General features: G+C 37.2%; 22 protein-coding genes, 1 pseudogene and 1 riboswitch. Of the genes and pseudogenes, 7 read left to right on the top strand and 16 right to left on the bottom strand.

The genetic code is table 11. The annotated features are described in order from the left end of the window. Positions 1-182 precede the first annotated feature (182 nt). From KHA97_RS21910 to KHA97_RS21900, 3 genes are all read right to left on the bottom strand, one after another. Positions 183-1,871, bottom strand: a complete 1,689-nt coding sequence (locus KHA97_RS21910; RefSeq protein ID WP_213126938.1) for a GMC family oxidoreductase — start codon at positions 1,869-1,871, stop codon at positions 183-185. Between the two features lie 171 nt (positions 1,872-2,042). Next, on the bottom strand, positions 2,043-3,035 hold the full coding sequence (locus KHA97_RS21905; RefSeq protein ID WP_213126937.1) for an alpha/beta fold hydrolase: 993 nt from the start codon (positions 3,033-3,035) through the stop codon (positions 2,043-2,045). Between the two features lie 274 nt (positions 3,036-3,309). Continuing rightward, entirely contained in the window at positions 3,310-3,432 is a 123-nt protein-coding gene (locus KHA97_RS21900) for a biofilm-forming protein (RefSeq protein WP_213126936.1), read from the bottom strand. A gap of 283 nt (positions 3,433-3,715) precedes the next feature. On the opposite strand from KHA97_RS21900, the gene KHA97_RS21895 reads away from it, so the two are divergent. Further along, the gene (locus KHA97_RS21895) at positions 3,716-3,937 is read left to right on the top strand and encodes a YozQ family protein (protein WP_213126935.1); all 222 of its coding nucleotides are present in this window, start codon (positions 3,716-3,718) and stop codon (positions 3,935-3,937) included. A gap of 63 nt (positions 3,938-4,000) precedes the next feature. Here the strand turns inward: KHA97_RS21895 and KHA97_RS21890 are convergent, their stop codons facing one another. The 3 genes from KHA97_RS21890 to KHA97_RS21880 form a co-directional block, all read right to left on the bottom strand. Next, positions 4,001-4,303, bottom strand: coding sequence for a Dabb family protein (locus KHA97_RS21890; protein ID WP_213126934.1), 303 nt, complete (start codon positions 4,301-4,303; stop codon positions 4,001-4,003). A gap of 160 nt (positions 4,304-4,463) precedes the next feature. Then, a complete protein-coding gene (locus tag KHA97_RS21885) occupies positions 4,464-4,835 on the bottom strand; it encodes an iron chaperone (protein WP_213126933.1) in 372 nt (123 codons plus the stop codon). Between the two features lies 1 nt (position 4,836). Further along, positions 4,837-5,283, bottom strand: a complete 447-nt coding sequence (locus tag KHA97_RS21880) for a hypothetical protein (protein WP_213126932.1) — start codon at positions 5,281-5,283, stop codon at positions 4,837-4,839. Between the two features lie 296 nt (positions 5,284-5,579). Between KHA97_RS21880 and KHA97_RS21875 the strand changes: the two genes are divergently transcribed. Further along, complete coding sequence (locus KHA97_RS21875; protein ID WP_213126931.1) at positions 5,580-7,139, top strand: carboxylesterase/lipase family protein; 1,560 nt, start codon at positions 5,580-5,582, stop codon at positions 7,137-7,139. Positions 7,140-7,364: 225 nt separating this feature from the next. Here KHA97_RS21875 and gerQ read toward each other — a convergent pair whose 3' ends face one another. The 3 genes and pseudogenes from gerQ to KHA97_RS24205 all read right to left on the bottom strand — a co-directional run. Next, positions 7,365-7,826 (bottom strand): spore coat protein GerQ, encoded by a 462-nt coding sequence (gerQ, locus tag KHA97_RS21870; protein ID WP_213126930.1) that lies wholly within the window; start codon positions 7,824-7,826, stop codon positions 7,365-7,367. 24 nt (positions 7,827-7,850) lie between these two features. Further along, positions 7,851-8,273, bottom strand: a complete 423-nt coding sequence (locus KHA97_RS21865; RefSeq protein WP_267912474.1) for a cell wall hydrolase — start codon at positions 8,271-8,273, stop codon at positions 7,851-7,853. Positions 8,274-8,454: 181 nt separating this feature from the next. Next, positions 8,455-8,630 (bottom strand): annotated as a pseudogene (locus KHA97_RS24205) (recombinase family protein); the annotation flags it as partial. A 273-nt stretch (positions 8,631-8,903) separates the two neighbouring features. Here KHA97_RS24205 and KHA97_RS21860 point away from each other — a divergent pair. Both KHA97_RS21860 and KHA97_RS21855 read left to right on the top strand, forming a co-directional pair. Continuing rightward, positions 8,904-9,074 (top strand): hypothetical protein, encoded by a 171-nt coding sequence (locus tag KHA97_RS21860; RefSeq protein WP_213126928.1) that lies wholly within the window; start codon positions 8,904-8,906, stop codon positions 9,072-9,074. A 488-nt stretch (positions 9,075-9,562) separates the two neighbouring features. After that, complete coding sequence (locus KHA97_RS21855) at positions 9,563-10,834, top strand: FAD-binding protein (protein WP_213127054.1); 1,272 nt, start codon at positions 9,563-9,565, stop codon at positions 10,832-10,834. Between the two features lie 396 nt (positions 10,835-11,230). Here the strand turns inward: KHA97_RS21855 and KHA97_RS21850 are convergent, their stop codons facing one another. Then, positions 11,231-12,106: a GNAT family N-acetyltransferase gene (locus KHA97_RS21850; protein WP_213126927.1), complete on the bottom strand. Its 876-nt coding sequence runs from the start codon at positions 12,104-12,106 to the stop codon at positions 11,231-11,233. A gap of 678 nt (positions 12,107-12,784) precedes the next feature. Between KHA97_RS21850 and KHA97_RS21845 the strand changes: the two genes are divergently transcribed. Then, positions 12,785-13,765: a phosphotransferase gene (locus KHA97_RS21845; protein ID WP_213126926.1), complete on the top strand. Its 981-nt coding sequence runs from the start codon at positions 12,785-12,787 to the stop codon at positions 13,763-13,765. 219 nt (positions 13,766-13,984) lie between these two features. Here KHA97_RS21845 and KHA97_RS21840 read toward each other — a convergent pair whose 3' ends face one another. Beyond that, positions 13,985-14,986, bottom strand: coding sequence for a phosphotransferase enzyme family protein (locus tag KHA97_RS21840; protein WP_213126925.1), 1,002 nt, complete (start codon positions 14,984-14,986; stop codon positions 13,985-13,987). A gap of 380 nt (positions 14,987-15,366) precedes the next feature. Between KHA97_RS21840 and KHA97_RS21835 the strand changes: the two genes are divergently transcribed. After that, positions 15,367-16,758, top strand: a complete 1,392-nt coding sequence (locus KHA97_RS21835; protein WP_213126924.1) for an MFS transporter — start codon at positions 15,367-15,369, stop codon at positions 16,756-16,758. Between the two features lie 642 nt (positions 16,759-17,400). Here KHA97_RS21835 and KHA97_RS21830 read toward each other — a convergent pair. From KHA97_RS21830 to KHA97_RS24700, 4 genes are all read right to left on the bottom strand, one after another. Continuing rightward, positions 17,401-18,972, bottom strand: a complete 1,572-nt coding sequence (locus KHA97_RS21830; RefSeq protein ID WP_213126923.1) for a SagB family peptide dehydrogenase — start codon at positions 18,970-18,972, stop codon at positions 17,401-17,403. A gap of 24 nt (positions 18,973-18,996) precedes the next feature. Beyond that, entirely contained in the window at positions 18,997-20,937 is a 1,941-nt protein-coding gene (locus tag KHA97_RS21825) for a TOMM precursor leader peptide-binding protein (RefSeq protein WP_213126922.1), read from the bottom strand. Further along, positions 20,937-22,898, bottom strand: a complete 1,962-nt coding sequence (locus KHA97_RS21820; protein WP_213126921.1) for a putative thiazole-containing bacteriocin maturation protein — start codon at positions 22,896-22,898, stop codon at positions 20,937-20,939. The genes KHA97_RS21825 and KHA97_RS21820 overlap by 1 nt, the downstream gene beginning before the upstream one ends. 312 nt (positions 22,899-23,210) lie before the next feature. Continuing rightward, positions 23,211-23,459: a heterocycloanthracin/sonorensin family bacteriocin gene (locus tag KHA97_RS24700; RefSeq protein ID WP_213126920.1), complete on the bottom strand. Its 249-nt coding sequence runs from the start codon at positions 23,457-23,459 to the stop codon at positions 23,211-23,213. 1,610 nt (positions 23,460-25,069) lie between these two features. Further along, a riboswitch (cyclic di-GMP riboswitch) is annotated at positions 25,070-25,156 on the top strand. Between the two features lie 71 nt (positions 25,157-25,227). Here KHA97_RS24700 and KHA97_RS21810 point away from each other — a divergent pair. Continuing rightward, on the top strand, positions 25,228-25,620 hold the full coding sequence (locus tag KHA97_RS21810; protein ID WP_213126919.1) for a response regulator: 393 nt from the start codon (positions 25,228-25,230) through the stop codon (positions 25,618-25,620). Between the two features lie 10 nt (positions 25,621-25,630). Here the strand turns inward: KHA97_RS21810 and KHA97_RS24695 are convergent, their stop codons facing one another. Then, complete coding sequence (locus tag KHA97_RS24695) at positions 25,631-25,711, bottom strand: IS3 family transposase (protein ID WP_407658063.1); 81 nt, start codon at positions 25,709-25,711, stop codon at positions 25,631-25,633. Position 25,712: the final 1 nt, after the last annotated feature.

The following is a 25,712-nucleotide window of genomic DNA, read 5'->3' as shown; positions in this document are numbered from 1 at the left end:
ATTCAAAAAAACAATGTTTATATAGACTTGCATGTCCAAAAAACTAACAGAAAAGACCTCTCATAAGTTTAGCGAACTTACAAAGGTCTTTTATAATAAACCAACAATATATGAATCGGAAATTAACATTCAACTTTTTATTTCTTGTTCTTCTGATCCGCTGTCTGCAAATTTTCTTGTGTTTAAAAGCCCTCTTCAATAAATCGTACACAAGCTAAACCGACCATTTGAGACGGGATAGCAGTGTTTCCGTCCGGTAAAATTGGAGAAATAGAAAGATCTGCGACTTTTAGATTTTCAGTTCCAAAAACATTGAGATATCCATCTACAACTCCGTCTTGAATGCTAGTAGCCATTCTACATTGTCCGCCAAAGTGTTGAATATTGCGATACGCGGCTTTAACGTATTTAGCAATCTCTGCTCTTTTATCCGCTTCATTTGTTATTTCAAAGACATCTTCAGAAGGGTATACTAACTTATATCTTCCTTCAGGATCAAGTCTTCGAGCTTCCTTCATAATGTTGTATATTTCAATATACTGATTGATCATGAATTCTAAGTCATTCTGATCTGTCAATGGATTTAGGTGAACCGTGGGATAAGCTTCAGGATCGCTGTGGGCAGCCAAAATAGTTCCTCTGCTTCTAGGGTTATTGTCAAAAGGACCAATACTCATCACATTCGTCTCTTTATTTTCATTAAATGCCCAGTCGTTTTCGATCACGACTGAGGGTGGAAGAAAAGAAGGTGTTAAACTGCTGTAAATTTGAAGTCGTCGGCCTCCTGTCGCACCTTCTCCTTTAAAAGCTCCTAACGGAAAAGGCAGATTAGGGTCAGCATCCCTCACTTCAAGAAGTCGGCTAGTCTCTACTTCAACTCCCACTCCACCATTAAATTGAGTTTGGAAGTTGTGTCCAACATTAGGGCTATCCACTATTGTTGATACACCAATTTTTTCTAAATCCGTTGGATTTCCGATTCCGGAACGCTGCAGGATAACCGAAGAAAAATTTCCTGCAGAAAGAATAATTCCTTTCTTTGCATAAGCCGTTTTGGTTTTCCCGTTCTTGACATACTCGACACCCACAGCAACCTGAACTCCATTTTTTTGTTTAAACAGAATTTTATTCACTGTAGTTTTTGCAAAAATAGTCAGATCCCTTTCCCCAACTCCAAATTCATCTGGCTTTAACTCATGACCTTGCGTAACCACATCAGTACCTAAATATCCAGTTGCTGTTGACGAACGAACAAAACCTCCTTCCACTGGTTTATTCGTAGCCTGTGATTTATAAAATGTGCAATCTTTTACTCCAGTATTATAATCTTCAACAATTGGGATATTCAGCACTTTGGATGTCGCTCTTGCTAATATTTGAACTAGTCCATTTTCGTGTTCTGGAATAAATTGTTGTCTAACATATATGGGGCCATCTATACCTCGTTGTGACGGATCTTGTGTTTCACCTGTATATGTTTCGTTTTTTATGAATAAAGAACTTATATTATCATAATTCCATTGAGATCCAACAAGATCTCCCCATTGATCATAAAGTTCGCGACTCCCTCTTACTGCATACATAGCATTATGTTCAGAGCTTCCGCCAATTGCTCTTCCACCCGAGATTCTTAGCTGACTATTAATATTAGGTTCTACTGTAGACATTATTTGAAATGAGTGTCTGTTATCGGAAGCTAATAGGCCTGAGCCTGGGTTAGAAGCACTACTTAACTCATCTGTCATGTTTGTTCCTGCCTCAAGAGCCAATACAGAAGTTCCGAAATCATCTGATAATTCCTTGGCAACAACCCCTCCTGCGGTTCCAGCACCTATGACAATGTAATCGTAAACTTCTTTCCTAATTCCCATAAAATCATCCTTTTCTATAGATATATTTATACCACCTATCAAGGATAATTTATGACATATATACATAAGTGACGGGGCTGAAAACTAGAGTCTTATAAATATGTAAAAATATGTTATTGCCCTAAAGAAATGATTGTTAGTCCATAACAGTTTCCTTCAACTCAATGCCATTTATTTTAGGTTCTCTACCATCTCAACAATTGATTCAATCACTACTTCTGGTTGATCTAAATGGATATAATGACTAGCATCGTTGACAACTATATGTTTACTATTTCTTGATAAGGAAGCGGTTTGAGCTTGGAGATCTGACCACTCTGGATAATCTTTATGTTCTGCTGATAAAATATAAAGAGGCAGCTCACCATAACCCTCCATTTGTGCAGCACGAACTTGATCCTTTGATTTCGTCATCAAAAATCCAAGTTCACTTATTTGATCTGCATCGTAGAATCGCTGATGGAAAAAATGCACAGCTACTTCGTCATTTGCAAAATATTCATGAAGAGGCAGCATATTAATTGATCCTAGTAATCTTCCAACACCAATTTCTTTCAACCCTCTAACTAGATAACTTTCAAATTTTGAAAAACCACCCTCATCATCCACATGTGAGGAGTCAATCAGTACCAGTCCAGCTACATCCTCTTTATATTTCTGTGAAAATACTTGCGACGTAAAACCACCAAATGAATGACCGACTAAAATAAAGGGACCATTTTCACCTGCCCGATTAAGCAGATTATGTAAATCATCTGCAATTTGTTCTGCTGTTCGTTCATTCATAGCGGCGTCACTCCACCCATAGCCTGCCCTGTCATAGGATATGACTCTTGTGTAGTCAGATAGTTTTGATTGTATATTTTCCCAGTCTTTATATGAGGTAGGGGTTCCCAAACCGGATTCTAGTATAATCGTAGGTCGATTTTTTGCTTCACCAACACCATAAAGGTGAAGACTATATTCTCCTATATCCACTATTTCGCCTACTGTAGGATACTTGTCAGCAGTTATTCGAGTAACAATTTGCTGATAAGAGAATCCTATTAAAATGAGAATTCCTAGAGAAATACCTAACCATTTTAGAAAAGATAAAATCGCTCTAGAAAAAGATTTCTTCCTCTTTCTATTTATATTGATATTCAAATTCATATACTTTTCCATTCATTCACCTTCTATCTGTTTTGCATGTAAAATTATACCATATCATTTTATAGGCAATTAAAATTTATGTGAATTTGTTTTATCGCAGAAGGGACATCTATTTTTAAATGCGATAGAAATGGACAGCAAATATTAATGCATTACTGCATATAAATAAAGCGAGGCGCAGCCTTTGCGCCTCACTTTTCTTCTTCAGTCAGCCCCCTACACTTCCTCCCCCGGAGCCGCTATCAACAGAATCATGCACCATTATTCATTCCGAATGTAACCTACTTCACTTTGTTCTTTTTGAACTAGTACCATGCTTTTTGGGATTATCTACTTTGAATGCTGATTCAATCTCATGATCTTTTTTTAATTGTTCAATACTCGAATTTTTAATTCCTTTTTTAGGCATAGTTTCACCACTTTTCTAAGAACTTTTTATCCATCTTCATTATTTTTTCTATTGAAAAGTAATTAATTCGCTTTTTTAAAATTCTTTGGTACTATACAGCGAAAATCAAGAATTTATAATGGTGTAAGTCCTCTCTACTAGTAAAAAATCGGAAATAAACATTAAAGAAAAGCATCAATAAATGATAAAAATAATAAAAGCAAATGGTATAGGGAAACTTACAATAGAAACTACCCATTAGTATCAATCTACATTGAGAATTAGCTAAAAAGGAGTGAGAATAATGGAGAAGAATGAAAATAAAAAAGATTCTTTGAAACTTGCCGGAAGAATGTATGATGTTCAGGACTATGGTAGGGAAGATACTTTATCCTCAGGACTGGCAACTACACATGAACAAGTTTCGGATGCTTATATGGAAGGTGAAATCAAAGCGGTTATTGATGATGTTAGCGGATCAGATAATGAAATCAGGAGAGAAGGATTAGAAGAAGAATCGCAGTAATTAACATACTATTGAGTTTTCCCCTTCCCATTCTTGAGGAAAGGGGAATTCTTTTGGGAAGTTTTAAACTATTGGGTAATCGACTACAACTACATTTGCAATTACACCCTCCAAAGATTTAACAAAATCTTGGTGAACAGGATGGGGACCGTATTCAGTAAGAAATTGTTTATCTTCAAAGGTCACGCGTAAACCTAAACTGTAACCTTGTTTTCGATCTTCTTCCTCTGTAACGTTAAAGCCCGCAGAAAGTTCAACAATCCCAGGGATTTTTTCTTTAAAACCTAGCAGCTTAGCTAAAAGTTCCTGCTCTTTTTCTGGAGTAATATTTTCATTAAATTTAAAAAATACCATATGCTCGTACATATTCTTCAACCTCTCTATACGTTTCTAGTATCTTTCTAGAAATTCGACAAAAACCCGCATTCTCCTTCTTGTGTTTACAAGGTGTATCAATACGTTTAATTGAGATAAAAAGAAGCATGACATTTCGGAGTCATGCTTCTTTTTTGATAAGTCTGATTCATTATTTTCGCCAGAAATTCGTATATTCTGCTTTGTCCTGTATATTAAACTCAATCATTTTCTCAAGCAATTCGTAATTTACGGGCTCATTCCACGGAATTCGAAACAAGCCTTTCGTAGCACTATAGCCAGCTTGTGCTATTTCATCAGCAAAACGCTCAATGCCTACTTCTTCGGGTGAAACGCTTAAATGTTCCTTCGCTGTCGAAAAGCCAATGATAAATGTGTTGTGATCGGTAAACATGGGCGTATTCCACTTGATTTGCGGTTCCAATTTTGGGAATCTATTAGCAATCCAAGCCAAAATTTCCTCTGTTCGGTCGCGATGGTCGGGGTTATCGATGCCTTCTAAATATTTTGCAAAAACTTCCATGTCATCCTCCTTTAATTTTATCCTTATTTGATTTACTTTCCTTGGAAGCAGCATTATAATTCCTCAATCTTGAGGGCATTTTTTTCTTTTTTAAGTATTTTTCGTTAAGGACAATCACTTTCTTATTGTCAGTAGTATCGTATGGCCAGTATTTTAATTTATATTTTTCAAATGCTAAGTGACCGAAAATATAAATGGGAAAGCTCATTAACAGTACAACGACTAATTGTAGTAGGAAATTATATTCATTCTCAACGATATAAATTGTCATGACAGTGTTGGCCCCAAATGAAACCATGAATGTAATGAGCACATTACATATATGAAAAGGGAGAACATCACTCTTAACTCGAAACAATTTCTCTAATTCATATTTAAATAAAAGTGAAATAAAGACTGAAATCACTAGGACTAAAAGGGTAACAAAATATGTAAGAACAATGTACATTTAGTTCGCCCCCTGAAATAAAAATGTTAAATTCATTGTAACACTAAACCCCAAAAAGAAGCTTCTTACAAATTTGGTCAAGAACCCTCCTTTCATCTACCACAATGTTAGCAAAATGATGTTATCTTAAAGCCCATACATCATGCTCACTGGGGAATTCGGTATATAGATACTGAATTTAGCCATTTTAAATATACCGCTTACATTTACTGTTCTATTAGTTTAAGATTGATATTGATAGGATAAGTCTACCAAAAATGATTGTTTGAGCTATAGAAAATAAGGGGGAAGTTGATATGTCGAGAACATTTATTTGTAGTAATACAGAACCAATCGTAGAAACTAAAGCTGGGAAATTAAGAGGTTATAAGATTGATGGGACGTATGCTTTTCACGGCATAAAATATGCAGATGCTAAAAGATTCCAGATGCCTACAGAAGTTCAGCCATGGGACGGTGTGAAGGAAGCAACATCTTACGGGTATGTAAGTCCTTTGTTGAAACAGGAACAACCTTCAGGTGAGATACTCGTACCTCATCGTTATTGGCCAATGGATGAAAATTGCCAATATTTGAATATTTGGACTCAAAGTATAGATAAAAACGCTAAAAAGCCTATACTTGTTTGGCTGCATGGTGGTGGTTTCTCAGCTGGGTCGTCCATTGAGCAAGTAGCTTATGATGGAGAAAATATGAGTAAATTTGGTGATGTTGTTGTAGTTAGCATAAATCATCGTTTGAATATTTTAGGTTATCTAGATTTATCGCCTTTCGGGGGAAAATATAAGAATTCAGGCAATGCAGGGAATGCAGATATGGTTGCTGCTTTAAAGTGGATTCAAGATAATATTGAGAACTTTGGTGGAGATCCAGACAATGTAACAATATTTGGACAGTCTGGAGGCGGGATGAAAGTTTGGACTTTGATGCAAACACCAGAAGCTGATGGGTTGTTTCACAAAGGAATCATACAAAGTGGATTGATTGATGGTTTTGTAGCAACAGGTAAAGTTGATGGAACAGAAATCGTAAAAGCATTACTAAATGAACTTGGCTATGGAGAAGGAGAAGTTGAAAAACTAGAAACTATTCCATATCCCCTTTTGGCAGAAGTTTATAACAAGGTATCGGAAAAACTGGCGATAGAGGGCCATTATGTTGGTTGTACTCCAATTCAGAATGATTTTTATGTAGGAGATCCACGAGTTGTTGGATTTACGGAGCATGCCAAAACGATACCTATAATGATAGGCACAGTTTTCGCAGAATTCCCAGCATTTGGACCAGGAATTGCTGACAAAGAAAAGCTATCCAGTGAACAAATAGAAGAATTAATTACAAAGAGATACGGAGAACATAGTGAAAAACTAATAGCCCTCTTTAAAGAAACTTATCCTGAGAAAAATTTGACAGACTTATTATTTCTTGATTCCTTATTCCGTGCTCCCTCTATTGATTTTATCGCTAAGAAAGCGGAGCATCAGGAATCTCCAACTTATTCGTATTTGTTTAGTTTAGAGTTTCCTTATGATGGTGGAAGGACTGCTTGGCATTGCAGCGAAATTCCTTTTGTCTTCCGGAATACGGATAAAGTTGCAGTATGTAATATTCCTGGTGTTTCAGATTTGTTGGAGAAGCAGATGTTTGATGCATGGATCAGTTTTGCAAAGAATGGCACGCCTTCTTCAAATGACCTGCCTGAATGGCCTGCTTGTAAACCAGGTGATGAGGCGACGATGATTTTTGATAGAACTTGCGAGGTAAGGCGTAATTATGATCATGAATTAATTGCCCTGCATTCAAGTGTAGAGCCATCCTTTGAATCTATTGTAAAAAATGAAGACATTCAGCATTAAGTACAACATTAAAATATAACTGCTTATAAACAGACTTACTATCGTTTGATTTTGAACCAACCAGAGCCACACACTTCTAAATCTTGATCTAGTGAGGTTTGGCTCTTCTTTTTGTTTTTTCTTTACCTTGTTCTTCAAAATACTGCTTTATGAAAACAACCGCAGAACTAAAAAACCGCTCATCCTCCAAAAAAGGAAGTAAGCGGGTTTTAAGCATTCTATAACTCATTCTGATGTCGTCAAGGACGCCTGGACTTCCGGACTGATTTTCGGGAAAGGATAGTTAATTTTTTCATCAAATTCCACCCAGTCGAGATTTGCCATCATTAGCAGGTAGCGTTTGCCGCTGGACGGGTCGCTGATGATGATGTGGTCACGACCAGCCGTTTCTATGCGCCCGTAGTAAACCCTTGCATTCCATTCGTTGTTACCTTGATAAGTAAAGTAGAATGTACCTACCTTACCTTTGTTGATGCGTATGATATTTTCAATAAATGATTCTTCCATCGCGCCTGCCAGAAGTTGCTGCGCGGTCCCCATCGGGACAACTGGGGCGGCATACGAGGGGCCAGAAGGCATAGCCATCTGAGAGCCAGCATGTTGTGCGCGACTGGTCCGCATCATGGAAGCTGGATAAAAACCAGGATAATAATTCATTGGATAATGACCAGGGTCTCCACTAGTCATGGGAAGATCAGCTCCTTTATTAATTTATCTATAAAACTCTGGGCAATAGCCCGGTACCGCGACATAGAAGCAATGGTTCTTGTGCGCAAAATCGAACTTTGTCATGGGTGATCTTGGCATCGTTTCGGTACAAGGAGCTCGGTACTTTTTCCCCGGACTGGGGTTAAAGAACCACAAATTCATTCTTGCACGAGGTTCCCTATCACCATGTAACAAATTCCTTGCCCTCTGGAGGTCAGCTTCTGTGGGACGTTGTGTATACAATGATCCATTTAAGACAGGCTCGAAGTGAGGAATATTGGTTCCAGGTATGGTTTGATAGATCGCATGTCTGATATTGCGCAACCCTTTGAAGTCAGGAGCACAGTCTGCCTCGACTCGATTAGCCACAACCGAGCCTACCATGTTCATCCCTTGAACTCCTTCACCGATTGCTTCCGCAAGCATGAGCCTCGCTAACTCCTCCACGTCACGTGAAGTATGTTTTATTCGTCGACCCATTTTCTCACCACCTTCGGTATATACAAGTAACTTATTACCTGAAGCTGGTTTTGGTAACTTGCCTATTAGCCCAAATACTTTGCTTCTGAAAGTTCATAATATTAGGACATACGTTTGCCCATTTTCCCGAAAAGGCGAACATTACACTTAAAATTAACCGACCTGTAGGTATAACCTCGATTAAACCCATATTTAAGACATGAACTTTGTTACCTCGTTCAAACAAATTTTTAATTGTAGTGATACCTTCTGCTGTTAGCCTAGCAAATCTATCTAGTTTCTTACTACTAGGGTATCACCTGGAAATATGACATTTAGAAAGTAAGATAATGATGCCGTTGCAAACTTTACTATATTCTTTATAACGCTTACTTACAGGGACTTTCATAACCTTTTGTATCTTAAGACTTTCGCTTTCTAGTGAAGGTCTTTTTACGTATTAAGTAAAGTCTTCCTTGAAAAGATTAATAGCTGAATGTTTACAAATTGATTAATCAGATTTTCATCATGAAGATAAAAGGATATAATCGGCGTAGATAGAATAATAAATATAAGAAATCTTTTGGTAGTGTCTTTATGAAAAATGGAGGAGATTTTATGTTTTTTGTTTTTCTTATAACAATTATTTTGGGCTTTGTAGCAGTAGTTAATCGTCTTAATCTCCTATATGAGCAAAATAAAATAATAATTGATATTCTGGAAAATGCGCTTAACGAACTACCTAAAGAAGATGATATAAATCAATAATTTGTTCATCCCTCCTATATCCTTTCCAGCAAAAAGATAACTTAATAATTGAGGAAACTATCTTTTTATTCTGTCGGGAACAGCGATTTTTAGCTTGTTCAAATTTTTTCAGAATTTCAGTTACATAATAATTTCGTTTTGAAGCTGATTCTGATTTTAGTAATGAAATTCTAAGCTCATTAATTTGAGCCATTTCATCTGATGTAAGTATTTCTCTTAGTGTTGTATTTTTTTACTCAGAACCCTCCCATAAAAAATACATAAGATATATATTTATAGTTTTTATGCTTTTGAGTTATAAAGTTCCTTCACACCTTTTCAACATGGATTACTACCATCGTTTTTTGGTTTCTTCAATAAAAAATTTCCCTTCACTTCGTTCTTTTATATAAGATCTAAATTCATCAGTTTAATTAGCATTTAGCCAGAGATCCTTTGCAATTACTCTTAAAAACTTTGCTACATAGTCAAAAAAAGGAGTAGGATTAATTGATATGAAAAGAAATTGGGCAGGTAATTTTCAATATAGTACGACTAACTGGCATGAACCTGAATCCGTTGAAGAAGTGCAACAATTAGTATCAAGGTTAACAAAGCTTCGTGTGATTGGAACGGGTCACTCGTTTAATAGCATCGCAGATTCAAATGAGAATATAGTATCCTTGCAAAAGATTAACAAAGTCTTATCCATTGATCGTGAAAAGGAAAGCGTAACCGTGCAGGGAGGAATCAAGTATGGTGACCTTTGTCATGTGCTTCAACAACATGGTTATGCCTTACATAACCTTGCTTCCCTTCCACACATTTCGGTTGCTGGAGCTTGTTCAACAGCAACGCATGGATCAGGTAATAGCAATCAAAATTTAGCTGCAGCTGTGCGTGCAATGGATGTTGTCACAGCCGATGGAAATATTGCAACTTTTTCAAGGGAAAAATCGAAAGAGGAATTACAAGGCGCGGTTGTTGGATTGGGTGGACTCGGTATCGTCTTAAGACTAACACTAGATGTCCTACCAAGCTGTCAATTAAGGCAAGATATTTATGAAAATCTTCCGTTAGCGCAACTAGCACACGATATTGATACCATCTTTTCCAGTGCCTATAGCGTTAGTCTGTTTACTGATTGGCAGGACGAAATGTTTAATCAGGTGTGGCTAAAAAGCAAACTAATGGATGATCAGACTTTTTCGTTAGGAGAGGACTTTTACGGAGCAAAAGCGGCCAAAGAAAATCTTCATCCCGTTCCAGGGGTTGGAGCAGAGAATTGTACAGCACAGCTGGGTGTTCCAGGGGATTGGCTAGATCGCTTGCCACACTTCCGAATGGATTTCACCCCAAGTAAGGGTCAAGAGCTGCAAAGTGAATATATCTTCGCCCGCGAACACGCCTATGACGCCCTTTGTGCGATTAGTGAAATTCGGGAACAAATTGCACCACATCTACTTATATCAGAAGTGCGGACCATTGCGCAGGATGAGCTTTGGATGAGCCCATCCTATAAGCAGGATTCGGTTGCCATTCACTTTACGTGGCAGGACAAATGGGCTGAAGTCCAGCAGGTTCTACCAATAATTGAAGCCCAGCTTGAACCTTTTCAAGCAAAGCCACATTGGGGAAAACTGTTTACTACCTCACCTGCAAAAATACAATCACTTTATGAAAAGATGCCTGATTTTCAGCAACTGCTTATGAAATATGATCCGACTAGTAAGTTTCGCAATGACTTTTTGAATAGATATATATTTAATGAGGTGGAGTGAAATCGTTCTGCAAAATATATTAATATTGCTAGATTGCGCTTAAAATGTAAGGTACACCATATAGACCCTTAAATTAAAGTACATAGCATAAAAAGGAATTGCCGAAAAGAGGCAATTCCTTTTGTTTAAACCTTATTTCTTTTTTCTTGCTATGAACAAAAGTACTAATTACCACTAACCCCCTAACTATCAAGGGTCCTGAGGTGTTACATCATGCAGCCATTTATTAATTGTTTTATAACCTTTTCGGACACTAAAGTGGCATCACCTCACTTATAAAAGAGATTGTTTCCGCTTAAAAAAGGGAACTTAGGCTTTCTTTTACAACAGCATCCACTACCTCAAATATTCTGACCACTTGACTTCAAAGTCTTCATTTTTAATTGTAACAGCCCTTTATCCATATGTTTGCCCCGCTATCCCATATAAAGTTCCATTTCTTTGCGGAAACTTATCAGGATTAATAACCATCATCGGTCTTTTAGTTACATTATCAAATCCTTGTTTTTCCAAAAACCTTATAAAATTCTCGTGTCCTGATGCCACATCAATTCTTAACTTACCCATGTAGTTACCCACTAATTTATCAATTAATAAAGCTGCTATTTCATCATTGGGTGTGACTAAAGGTCCTAATATTAAGCTTTTAGTTCCTTGAATAGATAATCCAAAACCGATTATTACTCCATATTTATCTTTAACAACTAAAGATTTTTTTGCTTGGTTAATTCTATGTAATAAAAGCTCCCGCCTGTTTACTCCGGTCGCTTTTTGATCTAATTTCACAACCTCAGAAAAATCTGTTTCACTATAAGGGGAAATTTCAACTTGTATTCCATGAATTTTATTTGATCGAATGTAGTAATCACATGTTACCTTATATACATAACTAATCGTTTCAAAACCTAGCTTTTTATAAACAGGTTCACCCGCAATTGAAGCAACTAACATAATAGTTGTATCTCGGGAAACAGAGTCCATACAAATTGTGGTAACTTCCTTCCCTAAGCCTAACCCTCTATAATCTTGATTTACAAGAACCATTCCTATAGATGCCAATAAATCGTTATCATATAAAATAACTGCAGCTGCAGAAACTACTTCTCCTAGTTGGCTTCTGTGTCCATATACTTTTCCTGTAGAAAAAATCGTCGTTAATTCCTCCCGGTTATAATCCCATCCAACTGATTTGGTAAGACGTATTAATCCAGGTATATCTTTTTCAGTTAAATTCTCCAATAATAATTCTTTTTTCTTATAATTCCGATTCATTTCAAAAAACCTCTCCTCTATAAATTTACTCGTTAACTTAAATACATGAAACAAGATATGTAATTTCCCTCTTCTCATAAGCTTGCCAGATTATTGAAGAATGGATTTTACTATATTATAAACCGTTTAATATTAAGCACGGTGACCCGTATCATAAATAGATGAGGCTTTTTATATTAATTAACTATAAGTTAATGTCGTAGTAGCATTGTTTTCCTTGTACTCATCACTATCTCTCCAGTATAAAGTTTAGTACCCTAATGACGACCATTATCATACCATTGTTCAATTTGTATGTAACATGTGAAGATAGCATTGTATTAGTTTATTACGACAATGTTTTTGTATAGGTCCCTCAAGATAACTGAGGGATTATTTTTCTCTAATGGAATATATGGTTAAAAATAACGAAAAAAGTTTAATATTCATAAATAAATAGTAATATAGGTTTTTATTAGCAAAGTTTTCATGTGAGGTGAAATTTAATTAAAGTTATAACCAAAAACCAAAGCCAAGTTCTCCTAAAATCATTGGTACAGTAATACAATCTTAAGCCCATAAATGATGACATCAACATGATGGAGGAGGATATAGAAATAAATATTAATTTGTCCATTATTTTATAGTTTCTGAAGCTACTTTACAATCTTAAATGAGGTAATAAAGGAGAGGAAAGGTATGTCAGGACAGGATATTCTTATTCCCTGGTTTCAAGAAAATTATGATGACCAAGTAGAAGGCTGGATAAGGGAAGAACTTGAGAAAGCTAGTTTATCTATTAGAGGGAAGATGGAACGTGTAAAGGAAACCGATATGAGCCTTGTTATCCGTGTTCCAACAAACGAAGATGATTATTACTTTAAGGTTGTCGGTTCTGCTTCAAAACAAGAGGCAATGCTTAGTAGAGAACTTAATATCACTCACCCTGGAAAAACAGTTGAAGTCCTTGCGGTAAATGAAATGAGAGGTTGGCTATTGATGAGAGACCTGAAAGGTCAATCTCTACGCACACTGAAAGATAAAAAGATTTGGCAAAAGGCAATAAGTGAATTTGGTGAGCTTCAAATCACTGAGTTAGAGAACATTGAACGGTTGTTACAGCTTGGAGTTCCGGATCGTAGAATGTCCGTTCTTAAAGAGGAAATCCAACAACGTTTAGAAGAAATGTGTGCAACAGGTTTAAATAAAGAACAAACCAATCAAGTTATGACGCTTTTACCAATCCTGCTAGAAATGTGTGATGAATTGGAATCAATTATTCCTGCTTCTCTTGAACATGGGGATCTACATTCCAATAATATTAGACTTGTGGAAAATAACATCGTATTCTTTGACTGGGGCGATGCATCAGTCTCACATCCGTTTTTCAGTACACGAATTTTCTGGCATGCTCTCGATGATTTAATTGAATCCGAATCTGAATGGTTGAGATTGGTGGATGAATTTCGACCGTATTATTTAGAACCTTGGACAAAAATAGCGCCAATGAGGGAGCTTGAACGAGCATTACGTATTTCTGATGAACTTGCATGTGTGCAAAGGGCATTAAGCTGGCATTTATATATCACACCAAATCGCAAAAATAAGCATGAGTCTTATAACAAACCATCCCAATGGCTACAGCTGTTACTTGAGCAGCGAGCATTAGTAGGAAAATGATATATTCTGTTCACTACTAAATAATATTTTTATACTAAAAGATTCCTTCGATTATTATTTCAAATAATCATAAGGCAAAAAAACTCTTCTTTTTATCATGAAAAAGTAGAGTTTTATTATTATATGATATTTCTTACGCCGGTCGTATGCCTTAACAATGATAATACTGAATAGAACCCCGTTAAATCAGGTTGGACAACCGTGTCGACTTGGTCGATCCTATTTCAGGTTACTATTCAAATCAAGATCCACAATAGCCACATTTTTTTCAATACGTTCCTTGATTTCAGCAATCCAATGCTGAATTCGTTCTGTTCGTTCCTCAGCCGGCATTTTTTTACTAAAAACAGAATATAAATCAACATCCCTTAGCTTCAAAAACAATGGAATCGTTTCGATACATTCTTGTGAAAGCTCATTTTCCTCGCGATATCCTTCCAGAAAAGCTTGCATGAACTCTCTTGCAAATTCATTGCGCTCCCCTCTTGTTCCATATAAATGCTTACTAATGAGAAAATAATAAAGCGGAATGGCAATATCCGATGCAAAAAAGTGATAGCTTGCATCATCAAAATCGAAAATATGGATCGAATCCCCATCATAGAAAAAGTTTCCAGCATGGACATCTGTATGGATAAGTCCATAAAAATCTTTCGTTTTTGGCAATTTCTCGATTTCTGCCACGACATTACGAGCTGCTTTCAAGGCTTCCTGGTCAGACTTAGGATAGTAATATTCTAAACGCAATAAATCATTTTCATCCCATTGATAACGTGGTTGGATGTTCTCTCCTGGTTGGTAGTTTTTTGTAAAATGATGCATTTTTCCAATTACTTTTCCCCAAATACGGAAAAGCTTCTCATCAAAATCAACTAGCTTCACAGGATTTCCCGGTGCTTTTTCAAACAACGAGGCATAGAAAACGGAATCCTCTGACTGAAATGCCTCTACTGTATTCCCGTTCGGAGACAGAAACACCGCTGGAATACTGATTCCACAACCATGCAAATATTGAATCCAATCCAACTCCGATTCTAATTCCTTTTGCGTACGATGTGAACTATGCGTAACTCTTAATATTTTCGCTTCTCCCTCATGATAAACTTCAAAAGCGTAATTCTCAAAATCACCGAGCTTTTTAAAGTTAGTGTCTAACTGATAGGTACTCAAGATTTTATTCATGATTTCAGAAGTGAATTGTTTTTCTACTGAATGTTCCAAGTTTGTATCCCCCAATGTTCCTAGTGACAACCAAATTATATATTAGACATTTGGTGGGGTTTGACCTTCTTTGAAAAGTAAATTTTTATTGAAGAGAAATTGATTAAGGACTATAGGCGTGGACTAACAAAAGATGTAGGTTTGAAGGTTTAAGTAGAGATTATCTATTGCTCCATAAAGGGCGGATTACTCTTTTTCGGTAAGGATGCCCCTCCTACTCAAACTAATATAAAGTGGAGGCACAATATACACTTGAAGAGTTGAAAGTTTAGGATTTATTTTAGGCGATATGTTAAAGCTTCGGATTATACAATAGAGTTTTTAGAATTTATTTTTATTATTAGATAATAATATATCATGTTAAGGGGCTGACATGATATATGAAATTTAACAAGAAAAAAATCAATGTTGTAAATATTAAACAAACAAAGAAAAGCGTGTTTGTAACAGCAGTAGGAAACGCTATGGAATGGTTTGATTTTGGATTATATTCATATTTAGCTGTTATTATTAGTCAAAACTTTTTTAGTGCTGTTAAGAATGATGAGATAAAATTAGTTTTCATATTTGCCACATTTGCGATTGCCTTTTTAATGCGCCCAATAGGCGGTATTATATTTGGTAAAATCGGAGATAAATTTGGTAGAAAAATTGTTTTAACCATTACGATTATGTTAATGGCTATTTCCACATTACTAATCGGTTTATTACCTACATATAATCAAATAGGTATATGGGCTCCTATACTCCTATTAATTGCAAGAATTATTCAAGGTTTTTCGACTGGTGGCGAATATGCTGGTGCAATGGTTTACATTGCAGAATCCTCTCCAGATAATAAACGTAATATGCTAGGAAGTGGTTTAGAAATTGGTACGCTCGCTGGTTATATATTAGCTTCACTACTCGCCAGCATACTCTTTATCACTTTATCTGATCAGCAGATGGCCTCGTGGGGTTGGAGAATACCGTTTCTACTTGGTCTACCATTAGGGCTTGTTGGGTTTTACTTAAGAGGCAGCTTAGAAGAAACACCGATTTTTGAAAATGAACTTTCTCATGACGAAGTCCAAGAGGAAGGCTTCCTAACTATTTTAAGAAATCACAAAAGGGATGTTCTTGTATGCTTTGTGGCTGTCGCATTTTTTAATATTACAAACTATATGTTATTATCATACATGCCCTCTTATTTAGATCAAATTATTGGATTATCTAGTACGTTAGGAACCGTATTAATTACTATTGTAATGGTTATTATGGTGCCTCTTGCTTTCATGTTTGGAAAGCTCGGTGATAAAATTGGAAACAAGACTGTCTTCTTAATTGGTTTAGGGGGATTAACCCTATTATCTGTCCTAGCTTTTTATTTAATAAACTTGAATACGATAGTATTTATTTCTTTAGGAATTTTAATTCTGGGTGTTCTTCTTTCAACTTATGAAGGCACAATGCCCGGATCGTTACCAACTATGTTCTACACAGATATTCGATATAGAACATTAGCTGTTACCTTTAATGTCTCTGTTTCAATATTTGGTGGGACTACCCCATTAGTTTCAACATGGCTAGTCCACCAAACTAGGAATAACTTAGCACCTGGTTTCTATCTAACAATCGTTAGTATTATCGGATTTCTAGTGATATCATTCTTTTTCAGTAACACCTCAGGAAAATCACTAAAAGGTTCTTACCCAACAGTTGCTTCAAAGTCTGAGTATATAGAAGCTGTTGAAAATCCAAAAGATTCATTATGGTGGAAAAGAGAAAAATAAATTGAATTAAAAAGCACCTTTTCAATATTGAAATACTACTCGAGATATGGACACTCTAAAAGAGTGTCTATATTTCGGGTTTTTGTTTTACTTATTTACTTTAAAAAATATGTAGCGATAATTAAAAAAGGTTAACTGAAATGATCATTATTATCCCCCACCATATTATCACAAGGTGCATACTTGCCATCCCAATTTCCCTTTCGATAAAGTCGAGGACTTTACGGAGACATTCTACAAAAAGCAATCTATAAAAATGCTTTTTAAAATATTCATGTGATATTTTTGCAGATATATCACTTTTTCATTGGTAAAAACCTTGATATATCAACATTTCAATGTGGAGAGTTACATCATGCTGCCCGTAAGATGAGAGTGTGTAATATCTTTAATGTTGTATGAAAACAGTGCGATATATCAAGGTTTTGCGGAATTTGAGGTGTAACATCTTTAACGGTAATCTTTTTTATGGTTATTGAGGTACAAGAAATTTTAACAATAGTTTTTTAATGCAAAAATTAAAAAAGTCCAATCAAAATCTCCAACTAGGCATGGATAATCTCCTTATTTACACCAGTCCAATCCTTAAAGTCTTAAAATTCAATTGAATCAATTCCAAAATACTTACTACTCCTTTCTATCCTAGCTATTCAAACTTCCTTTTAACCAGACACGGGGACGGTATGGACCGACAGGGATTTGTATAAGGCTCGTTTTTTCTGTCGAATTGACTCCGTAAAGTTCATCAATTTGGTTAGTGTCGAATCCTAATAGTGGGTGTCCCCCCATCTCTAGAGCACATGCTGTTAAGAGCAGCCTCTGCAGGAGTATACCTGCTTCCATCTGTTGAATTCTGTATCCTCTATAGCCCAGTTCCTTTTTGAAGTAGTCCTTGTCTCCAACAACATGCAAACAGAGCGGAACCTGAAATAGATTTAGATTAGGCGTTGTTAAACCATTTTGCATATACTCCCGGAAATCCCCCAAAGATATTCTCCGAAGTGCATGAACGTTTTTGTCATAGGCGTAAGCACCATCTTGAATACCTTCAACATTATAAAAACTGCCATACAAATTTAGACCAGTCTCAGCATCCTTATTTTTGTCGTCAAGGTCATTTTGGTACGATAATGCAAAGGTCTCTTTTAACAATGTGGCTATTTTTGTTTGACTGACTTTCCCTATCATAAAATCAGTATCAGGAGAGTGCCTCTCTCTGCAAACGGATGCCAGATCGTATGAAAACTTCTCCGTAAATGGCAGTATGATTAACTCTGTGCCTAATGCATTGTTAAGAGGAACATCTTTCTTTTTGTTCACAAATGAATGTGTTGTTTCCAACATCGAAGCTTCATTGATCTCTTTCAGCACAGGGTAATCAATGACTCTCTTTGAACGGTTATATGTTATATGCTTGAGCAACGGAACTTCCCGTGACAATTCCGTTGCAGAAATATTTTTTTCTAAATTAAATTGGTCAACATTATAAATAGATAATGGGATCACAGCATATACACTTTCATCCTGTTCAGATAGCCCAAGCAAATGATTGATAGAACGATCTAGAAATTGGTAACATACCCTTGTTGAGAATCCCATCCTACCCGCGACTTCCAACGATTGCCCAATTAGCACGCCTGCATCCAACCCTTGTAACCTGTAAGAGAAATTATTGTATTTATAAAAATTTTTCCAAAAAACTGTCGATACAAAAACAGTGCAAAAACAATCTGAAAGATTATAACGATTTCCAAGACTTCGGGATAGGTAGGAATCGTAGTTGCCTTCTCGCAGCAATAAAAGGCAATGGTGTGCAACATCGTAGTGGTAAACTCCCTCTGGTACATCCTCCAACTTTAAGTACACATATAATTCATTGGGATACAACCCTCCACCAGAGGGAACAAATCTGCGAAACAACTGGGCGTAGCTTACAGTAGGTTTCTTCTCGGTGCCGTCAATGAAAGCAACTTGAGAGTAACGAGTAAGACCATATACATACCACAAGTAATGACCAAACTCCTTCAGGCTTGGTATTGAATGAACTTCTCTCCCTTTGAGAGTTAACGGTACATCTGAGGTAAGTGGAACCTCTGGTAAACCACGGTAAAGTTTATAGGGAAGTGGTGCGTTTTCCCAATCCGGTTGCCAATCCGACGAAAGAAGTTTATCAGTATCAAAATGCAGATTGTATAGGAATGTATCTAGTTCCAACCTGAAACCCTCCTACTCTTGCAGTTATGGAAAAGGATGGGGATTTGGATTCAACTGTTCATATGTTAACGGGTGCTTTTTAAACCCGAGTTTCACAGGTACGTTGAGTACCCGTTCAAGACCTCTTATACGTGTAAGGTGATGCCCAAAGGTCATTGGCAGCATTCCAGGAATCAATACCTTTACACAAAATAAGCCGTTCCTTTTGGTTATAGGTGATGTTTGGTCAACCACAATGACTTCCAGGTCTAACTTTCGGAACCTATTTAGAATATCCTCAACATCATCCTTCAAATCAGCATTCACAAGCGGACATTTAAATTCCTCATCAAATGTACGTAAAGGACGATTTTCATCCAATAAAAAACTTAAATTCTCCTCTGCTTCTTTTAGCCCGTAAAGCATGCCATGGTCCTCCATGGTACGTACAGCAAACGGATTCTGTAACATTTCTTCATATTTCTGTCGATTTTTCTCCAAGATTTCGTCATGCCTAAACATCATTCCTGCAAGCTCGTAAATCGCACTTTTTACTGCCTTTACAGGATCAGGATTAGCTCCGGCTGCACAAATGAGGTTTGCACCCTTGGATCCCCTGTTTTTTGCCACTGCCCAAACGGACGGAATCTCATGTTCCATTGTCGCATTGTAAAAAAGCAGGTCATAACCAGCGACTTCACGAATCCGGCTAACCATCAACTGCAATTCTTTATCGTTCGAAGAACTAAGGTCAAGACGGGGAAGGGAGAGTTGTGCATACCAGGTTAATAAGAATGAGTCTCGTTCAACGACCTCCATAATGGCATGGAAAATGGCCTCCTCTAAACTCCCCCCTAATGCACAGCCGTTGGAAGTCTCATAAACAAATCCTTCTCCATATCCCAAACTGTAATAGGCCAGTAACTCCGGAACGAGAATAGGGCGTTCTTGTAAAAATGAATATCCCCAGACCCAATTCATTGGTTGATCAGGATGAAATGGTTTAAATGGAAATTGTGGCTTTGCATACTGTTCCTCCTCATGCAAACCTACCTTTGCAGGATTTAATGCTTTATCCACCAAATTGTGATAGCTATCACGAACTACCTTCCATTTGCCTCGAGGTTCGATTCCGCAATATCTCTCCAAACCCTCTAAAATAGCAGTTAGCTCACTCACTTCATAAGAATTAGATCTACCTGCTACTCCCTCGTCCCCAACAAGCAACGGCATGTTCACTACAACGTCAGCGAACGGCAGCCTGAAATCCTGCATTTTCCCATTCATGATACCAGTACGATAATCCAGATAATCTTTGACTAGCACGTTTTTTAATTCATCCATCGAACGGCATCGGTAACTACCAGGATTCAATTTAGGGCTTGGTTCTAACTTAATGTAAGCCAATTCAGATGTGTCTTTAGGTATTAGACTGCACATAGGGCACAACGAATCTGGTAAAAAAAAGTGGCTGGAGATCGTTAACGTTTTCAGATTTGTAATGAACATCCTTTCTCCTAAAGGGCTTTGTTCTCCTTGAAGAATCTTTATCACTTCGTTGCTAATCAAGTTCGCCATTTGCGATAGTCCAGTTCGTGATACCCATGCATCACGGAGTAAACCTTCACTTGCTGCCATTTTCATCCTTAACCCCAAACTTTCTTGGCGATCAGGCCCAGCTAACAAAAGTCGTAGGTCAGCACAGCGAGAACATCCCGGTACATCAGGTCGTACAAATGGACCAATGATTCCTTCACCAAACGAAACGAAGCCTCGAAACCACGGAATACCTAGGGTCCTTAACCTCTCTTCGGCTTTTTGATGAACGTGTGGTTTCCAGGTATCGTGCAGTACAAGAACTAATTTTGTATTTTCGGGAACCTCTTCAAGAATACTTTGGCGCCTAACAAAATAGCTTGGAGACAATTGATCATCGACATAATCCGCTAATAACCCCTCACCATCTATAAGTATATGAGCAGCCATTAGGATCCCTCCTCTTGTACCTTAACACCAAACACCCCTGCCAGTTCTTGTCTTAAAAAAGGCTCATAGGCAAGGTCATAGATTACTAGCCGCATGCGATTCCGGTTCAATACATGAATAGACGATTGTAATAGCTCCCGAGATGTCATTTCATCACAAGATGGAATATCCAATTTGTTTTCGTTGTTTTCCAGAAAAACAGCTGGTCCCATCTCTTGCTTTACTGTGGAATTCACTTGGTTTTGAGCATCCAAAAGCGCTTGTTTCAATGCATTTCGTAATGCCAATGTAGTATTTAAACCTGAGCAGGTGTACCAACGGCGATTCGACCTTACCCATACCACAGGGAAGCCTAAAACATCCTCTTTTAAACCAATTGTTGGAGCACCATTTAAGGTAGTCAGGGCATTAAAATAAAACCTGCATCGCTTATCTTCTACGGCTCCCAACTTAATTCGATAAACCCTACTCTGCTGATCGACCTTTCTTTTTTTCAATTCTTCACCTAAATATACTTGAAGGCCTCTGCAAACAGCCTCTGCGATTGTTTCTCCAGCACCGATACCTATAAATTCCTCAGGTATGTTCGCACCTACCTTATTTTTCTGATGCTTGTATCCCAAATCAGGCAAATTTATCATTTGTGAAACATACATTTCAATGCCCGTCAGCCCGGCCTCTTTTTTTGCTTCCTCATGTGATAGTCCTCCACAGACAACCTCAGGAAGTAGTTCTGCCGGTCCCTCTGATAAGGGGTTAACTGCTTGAACATAGCACTGTGCAAGTGGAAGTTGGGGTAAATCTCGTTCCTCCCAGGTATGAAAAATTCCTATTTCTTCTGACGTTAACCCACCGAAATACTCTAAGAGGTTACTCGTTGGTTCATTTCTGTCCTTTTCCAGTTCGAGGCGTAAATCAAAATCTTCCACCAGTCTTGGAGTTTCACGTTTGGACGTACCCAATGGATGCGGGATGAAGTAAAGCCAGTCTCCTTCAAGGGTTTCAAGATCAAGCATGTAAATTTTATGACTCTCATTGGAATCTGCAATCCCTGTAGCCCTTTTGAATAATTCGAATACGGAAACATTTGCCAAAATCGATCCTGCTGTTGAAGAGAAGGATTGAGACGGCCGATCTTTTTTTAGTGCTGAGTAATGGATTCTGCGCCATGCGGTCTCCCAACATCTATCTGTATCCGGTTGTTCAAATGGACCAGATAGCCCCACTTGTTCTAAATAGATGGCTGGCATAAATGCCTTCTTTTCTTCTTTGCAAACCAGATTAAGATCCCTTAGCTCATTTATATTGCCATCCTGCGAGACGTATAGAATCCAATCATAAAGCTGAACTGCTTGCTTCCAGAAACTGCTCCCCGCGTCTTTATGAAAGGGTACATTCTTGATTTCAACTTCAGAATCGGTCTTACGGGCATTTTGCACCAGTTCATTTAGCCTCTGCCAATTGGTAAGAATGGAATCTGTGACCATAACATTTAATTTGGCAAGACCTGATTCGATTAAAGCGGAAGCCAATGAAAGCATAAAGGGGCCAGAGCCAACAGCCAGGACTTTCGCCTTACGGTATTCTTGAAAAAGGTACGCACCAGATTCCATAAAATTCTCTATAAATTCGATTTGTGAAGCATACTTTTCAAGAACGTTTTGATTTAATTGATGAGGAGCCTCTTTACTTAGATCCCGAACAAAACCGTTGCTGTACAACGTTTCTCCAATTTCGTACACCCTATCTCGATAAGGGGCAGTTAATCCCATTGTTAATTCTCCCATTGTATACTCACCATTGAACATTGGAAGCAATTTTTCAATCCACTGATAGATTGTATTACCCTCCATCCGGAATGAGTTTAAGTTGTTTCTAAAATACACACCGCCTTTTGGATCTGGAAGAAAAAAAGTATCCCTTTTGAGCTTTATACGTGAGGACGAGTTAAGTTTTGTCATTCAGCTCCTCCTTATTCATAATCGTACAAATTATGCACTATCAGTTTATGTACGATTTTTTGTCCAATATGATAAAAAGAAAAGCGGAAGCGCCATGTTCAGCGGCGTATGGCCAGGAGGCACCAACTGAGATAAAGCAAACACGAAGAGCCGGTGGCGATTCGATGTAGAATTATCGTCAAAGTAATATACTTTCATTAAATTTAAGAAGTGCCCCTGCGAGAAATTACGCAAGGGCATTTTTGATTTAAAGTATTTAATTTTTACTTAAGGGAATTACACGGCGCCAAACAGCTCAAACTGCCAAAACTATTAAATAAAACCGAAACAGCCAAAACCGAGGCCAAAGCCGAAACAGCCGAAACCAAAGCAGCCTCCACAGCCACCACATCGGAAGCCGAAACAGCCGCCGCATCGGAAGCCACAGCCTCCACATCGGAAGCCACAGCCTCCACAACGCCTGCTCATCATATACGGGTCGTGGCTTTGAAGATCCAGAGGAACTAACTGACCAACTTGGTAAGGGTCGATTCCCAACCCTTGTAGCTCATTTTGTAACATTTTATTTCTTACCTCCCCATTGTATTATATTTATTTAGTTTAAACATGAATAGAGAGTGGAAAAGTCAATACCAGTTCTGTGTATACGAAATCACTCTCTACAACAAATTATGTTTACGTTTAGGTCTCTGTCACTAAACATAGAGCCTATTCTTTTCCCTTCCAATATTTATCTACTGTTTTTTCCCGTGGAATCCTTTCTGCCGATGGATAACTACCGAAACAAAATAAAACTTCAGGAGAAACGTACAACATGAAAACAGCAAAAACCAATACACCTTCAAATAAAATTCGCATCAAGACAGAGAGGGAAATTAAACGGATAAAGTAAAGAGGGCTTGTGTCATGAGTACAAAGCAACCACAGTACATCAAGAAACCGACAAACCATTCAAACAGGAACTTTATCACCATTTATTTTCAATAGCCTCCTAGAATAACAGAAACTAAAGAGGGAGCGAAATGCATGTAGAAATTCAAAAAGCCCACATCCAATAATTTGCACGGCGTAAAGAAATGGTAGTCCTGATGACTTTATTTTTATTGAAGAGGCATGTAACAATCTAAATCTTGATAAGCAAATTTAAACAACATAAAAAAGACTACCTCCTTGTTTTTAGGAAGTAGTCTATACTTTAGAGAAAAAATCATTTACGTGACTAGTTCTCAGAATGGATGAAAAATGGTAATAACCACTTCTCAAATGTAAGATCTTAAAATCCTTACATCATGCCGCCCATTTAATAATCTTACATACAATCAAAAACAGACACTTAAAAGCCTATTAAATCAACGTTTTTAATTTTCGAAGTCACACATAATCATTTGTTTTATAAACTTTTCGGATACTTTTCGGACACTAATATGACTTCACAATTCCTTTTAACTGACTTCCCTTGACGCGTTCTCCTTCCTTTGTAATTTTCATACTTTGTTCAGGGTAGTCGATGTCACAGAACCTTTTTGTTTAATATAAGCTTTGAATTCTTGCATGGGCTGCTAGGGGGCGCAGGTTCAATTCCTGTCATCCCGATATAACAGATATGCGCTTAGCCCTTTATTACCAAGGAGTTAAGTGTTTTTTTAATAGTACAGTTTTGGAGTATTTTTATTGGTACAGGATTTTCGGGGTTTATTTTTCACATTGCAAATGAATGTTGGCTTTTTATACAACCCTAGTTTCTTTAGCAACACATTCTAATTTAGACAATCACTTCAATTCCAATGCTGTCGATATCTACACGAACTGCCTGTCATGCTGGAAATGTCGAATTATCCCATTGTAATAAAAGATATGGGTGTCCTGAACAAATGAGGTAATCAGGTTCTGTCTTTATTAGGAACTTATCTAGCAGATTTAAGTATGTTTATCAAAAGGTTCCATCATTTTTACCAGTGTCGCTCCAAAATTGCGACCTTTTGTTATGGCCCAATTATTGAACACATGATAAACATCGATCTTCAAGTAAAGCTACCCGTTAGTTTAAGTGTATTTCTTCACAACTTCTTACTTTTTCCTTTAGTTAACAAGGAATATCTTACAAATACACAATTTATTCGGAATGTGCAACAAGTCAATTTATTTCAATTAATCTACAAAATTCGATATCATTTGCATATAGGCAAATTTTACGAAAGTAAAAGACGCAAAGCCACGGGCCTAAAACACATTGTTGTCACGGTAGCCGGGTTGCCAGGTAATACCTGAATAAAAATAACTAAATTTACCTTTCGAATTTGCCTAAATATACTGAAAGGGTAAATAGTCAATGGCAAAAATTTTGTTAGTTGATGACTCTCTTTTTATGAGAAATTTACTAAAACAACTTCTTTTAGAAAACGATTTTGATGATTTTCTTGAAGCTGAAGACGGTTTAAAAGCAATTGAAATGTACAAATTATATTCTCCGGATATTGTATTGATGGATTTTACAATGTCCATGCTTGACGGTATTGATGCCCTTAAAGAGATAATAAAAATAGATCCAAAAGCAAAAGTCATCATGTGTTCCGCTATAGGACACCATAATCTAGTAAATAGTGCAATAGAAAGCGGAGCTAGAGATTTTGTAATTAAACCCTTTTTCGATAATTTAGTTGAAAAGGTAAATAAGGTACTCGGCACTCTGAACTGCCCCCTGTCAAGTAGACAGTGGAAATAAAAAAACGACACTAGGCGGCTTTAGACCTGTATTCTAAGGGGCTAAGGCCGTCTAGTCTTTTTTGTAATCGTTGTTGATTATAAAATTGTATG

It is taken from the genome of Lederbergia citri (assembly GCF_018343625.1).
GTDB lineage: Bacteria > Bacillota > Bacilli > Bacillales > Bacillaceae_C > Lederbergia > Lederbergia citri.
Note: the sequence above shows the minus strand (reverse complement) of the source record. Positions and strands in the feature narration are given on the sequence as shown.

What these genes read in the sequence shown, in the direction of transcription:
- KHA97_RS21845 (WP_213126926.1), top strand. Translation starts at nt 12,785, where the DNA reads ATGTCAGGACAGGATATTCTTATTCCCTGGTTTCAAGAAAATTATGAT.
- KHA97_RS21860 (WP_213126928.1), top strand. Translation starts at nt 8,904, where the DNA reads ATGAAAAATGGAGGAGATTTTATGTTTTTTGTTTTTCTTATAACAATT.
- KHA97_RS21865 (WP_267912474.1), bottom strand. Translation starts at nt 8,273, where the DNA reads ATGCTTGCGGAAGCAATCGGTGAAGGAGTTCAAGGGATGAACATGGTA.
- KHA97_RS21825 (WP_213126922.1), bottom strand. Translation starts at nt 20,937, where the DNA reads ATGGCTGCTCATATACTTATAGATGGTGAGGGGTTATTAGCGGATTAT.
- KHA97_RS21900 (WP_213126936.1), bottom strand. Translation starts at nt 3,432, where the DNA reads ATGCCTAAAAAAGGAATTAAAAATTCGAGTATTGAACAATTAAAAAAA.
- KHA97_RS24700 (WP_213126920.1), bottom strand. Translation starts at nt 23,459, where the DNA reads ATGTTACAAAATGAGCTACAAGGGTTGGGAATCGACCCTTACCAAGTT.
- KHA97_RS21850 (WP_213126927.1), bottom strand. Translation starts at nt 12,106, where the DNA reads ATGAATCGGAATTATAAGAAAAAAGAATTATTATTGGAGAATTTAACT.
- KHA97_RS21820 (WP_213126921.1), bottom strand. Translation starts at nt 22,898, where the DNA reads ATGACAAAACTTAACTCGTCCTCACGTATAAAGCTCAAAAGGGATACT.
- KHA97_RS21880 (WP_213126932.1), bottom strand. Translation starts at nt 5,283, where the DNA reads ATGTACATTGTTCTTACATATTTTGTTACCCTTTTAGTCCTAGTGATT.
- KHA97_RS21885 (WP_213126933.1), bottom strand. Translation starts at nt 4,835, where the DNA reads ATGGAAGTTTTTGCAAAATATTTAGAAGGCATCGATAACCCCGACCAT.
- KHA97_RS21810 (WP_213126919.1), top strand. Translation starts at nt 25,228, where the DNA reads ATGGCAAAAATTTTGTTAGTTGATGACTCTCTTTTTATGAGAAATTTA.
- KHA97_RS21905 (WP_213126937.1), bottom strand. Translation starts at nt 3,035, where the DNA reads ATGGAAAAGTATATGAATTTGAATATCAATATAAATAGAAAGAGGAAG.
- KHA97_RS21890 (WP_213126934.1), bottom strand. Translation starts at nt 4,303, where the DNA reads ATGTACGAGCATATGGTATTTTTTAAATTTAATGAAAATATTACTCCA.
- KHA97_RS21910 (WP_213126938.1), bottom strand. Translation starts at nt 1,871, where the DNA reads ATGGGAATTAGGAAAGAAGTTTACGATTACATTGTCATAGGTGCTGGA.
- KHA97_RS21835 (WP_213126924.1), top strand. Translation starts at nt 15,367, where the DNA reads ATGAAATTTAACAAGAAAAAAATCAATGTTGTAAATATTAAACAAACA.
- KHA97_RS21895 (WP_213126935.1), top strand. Translation starts at nt 3,716, where the DNA reads ATGGAGAAGAATGAAAATAAAAAAGATTCTTTGAAACTTGCCGGAAGA.
- KHA97_RS21875 (WP_213126931.1), top strand. Translation starts at nt 5,580, where the DNA reads ATGTCGAGAACATTTATTTGTAGTAATACAGAACCAATCGTAGAAACT.
- gerQ (WP_213126930.1), bottom strand. Translation starts at nt 7,826, where the DNA reads ATGACTAGTGGAGACCCTGGTCATTATCCAATGAATTATTATCCTGGT.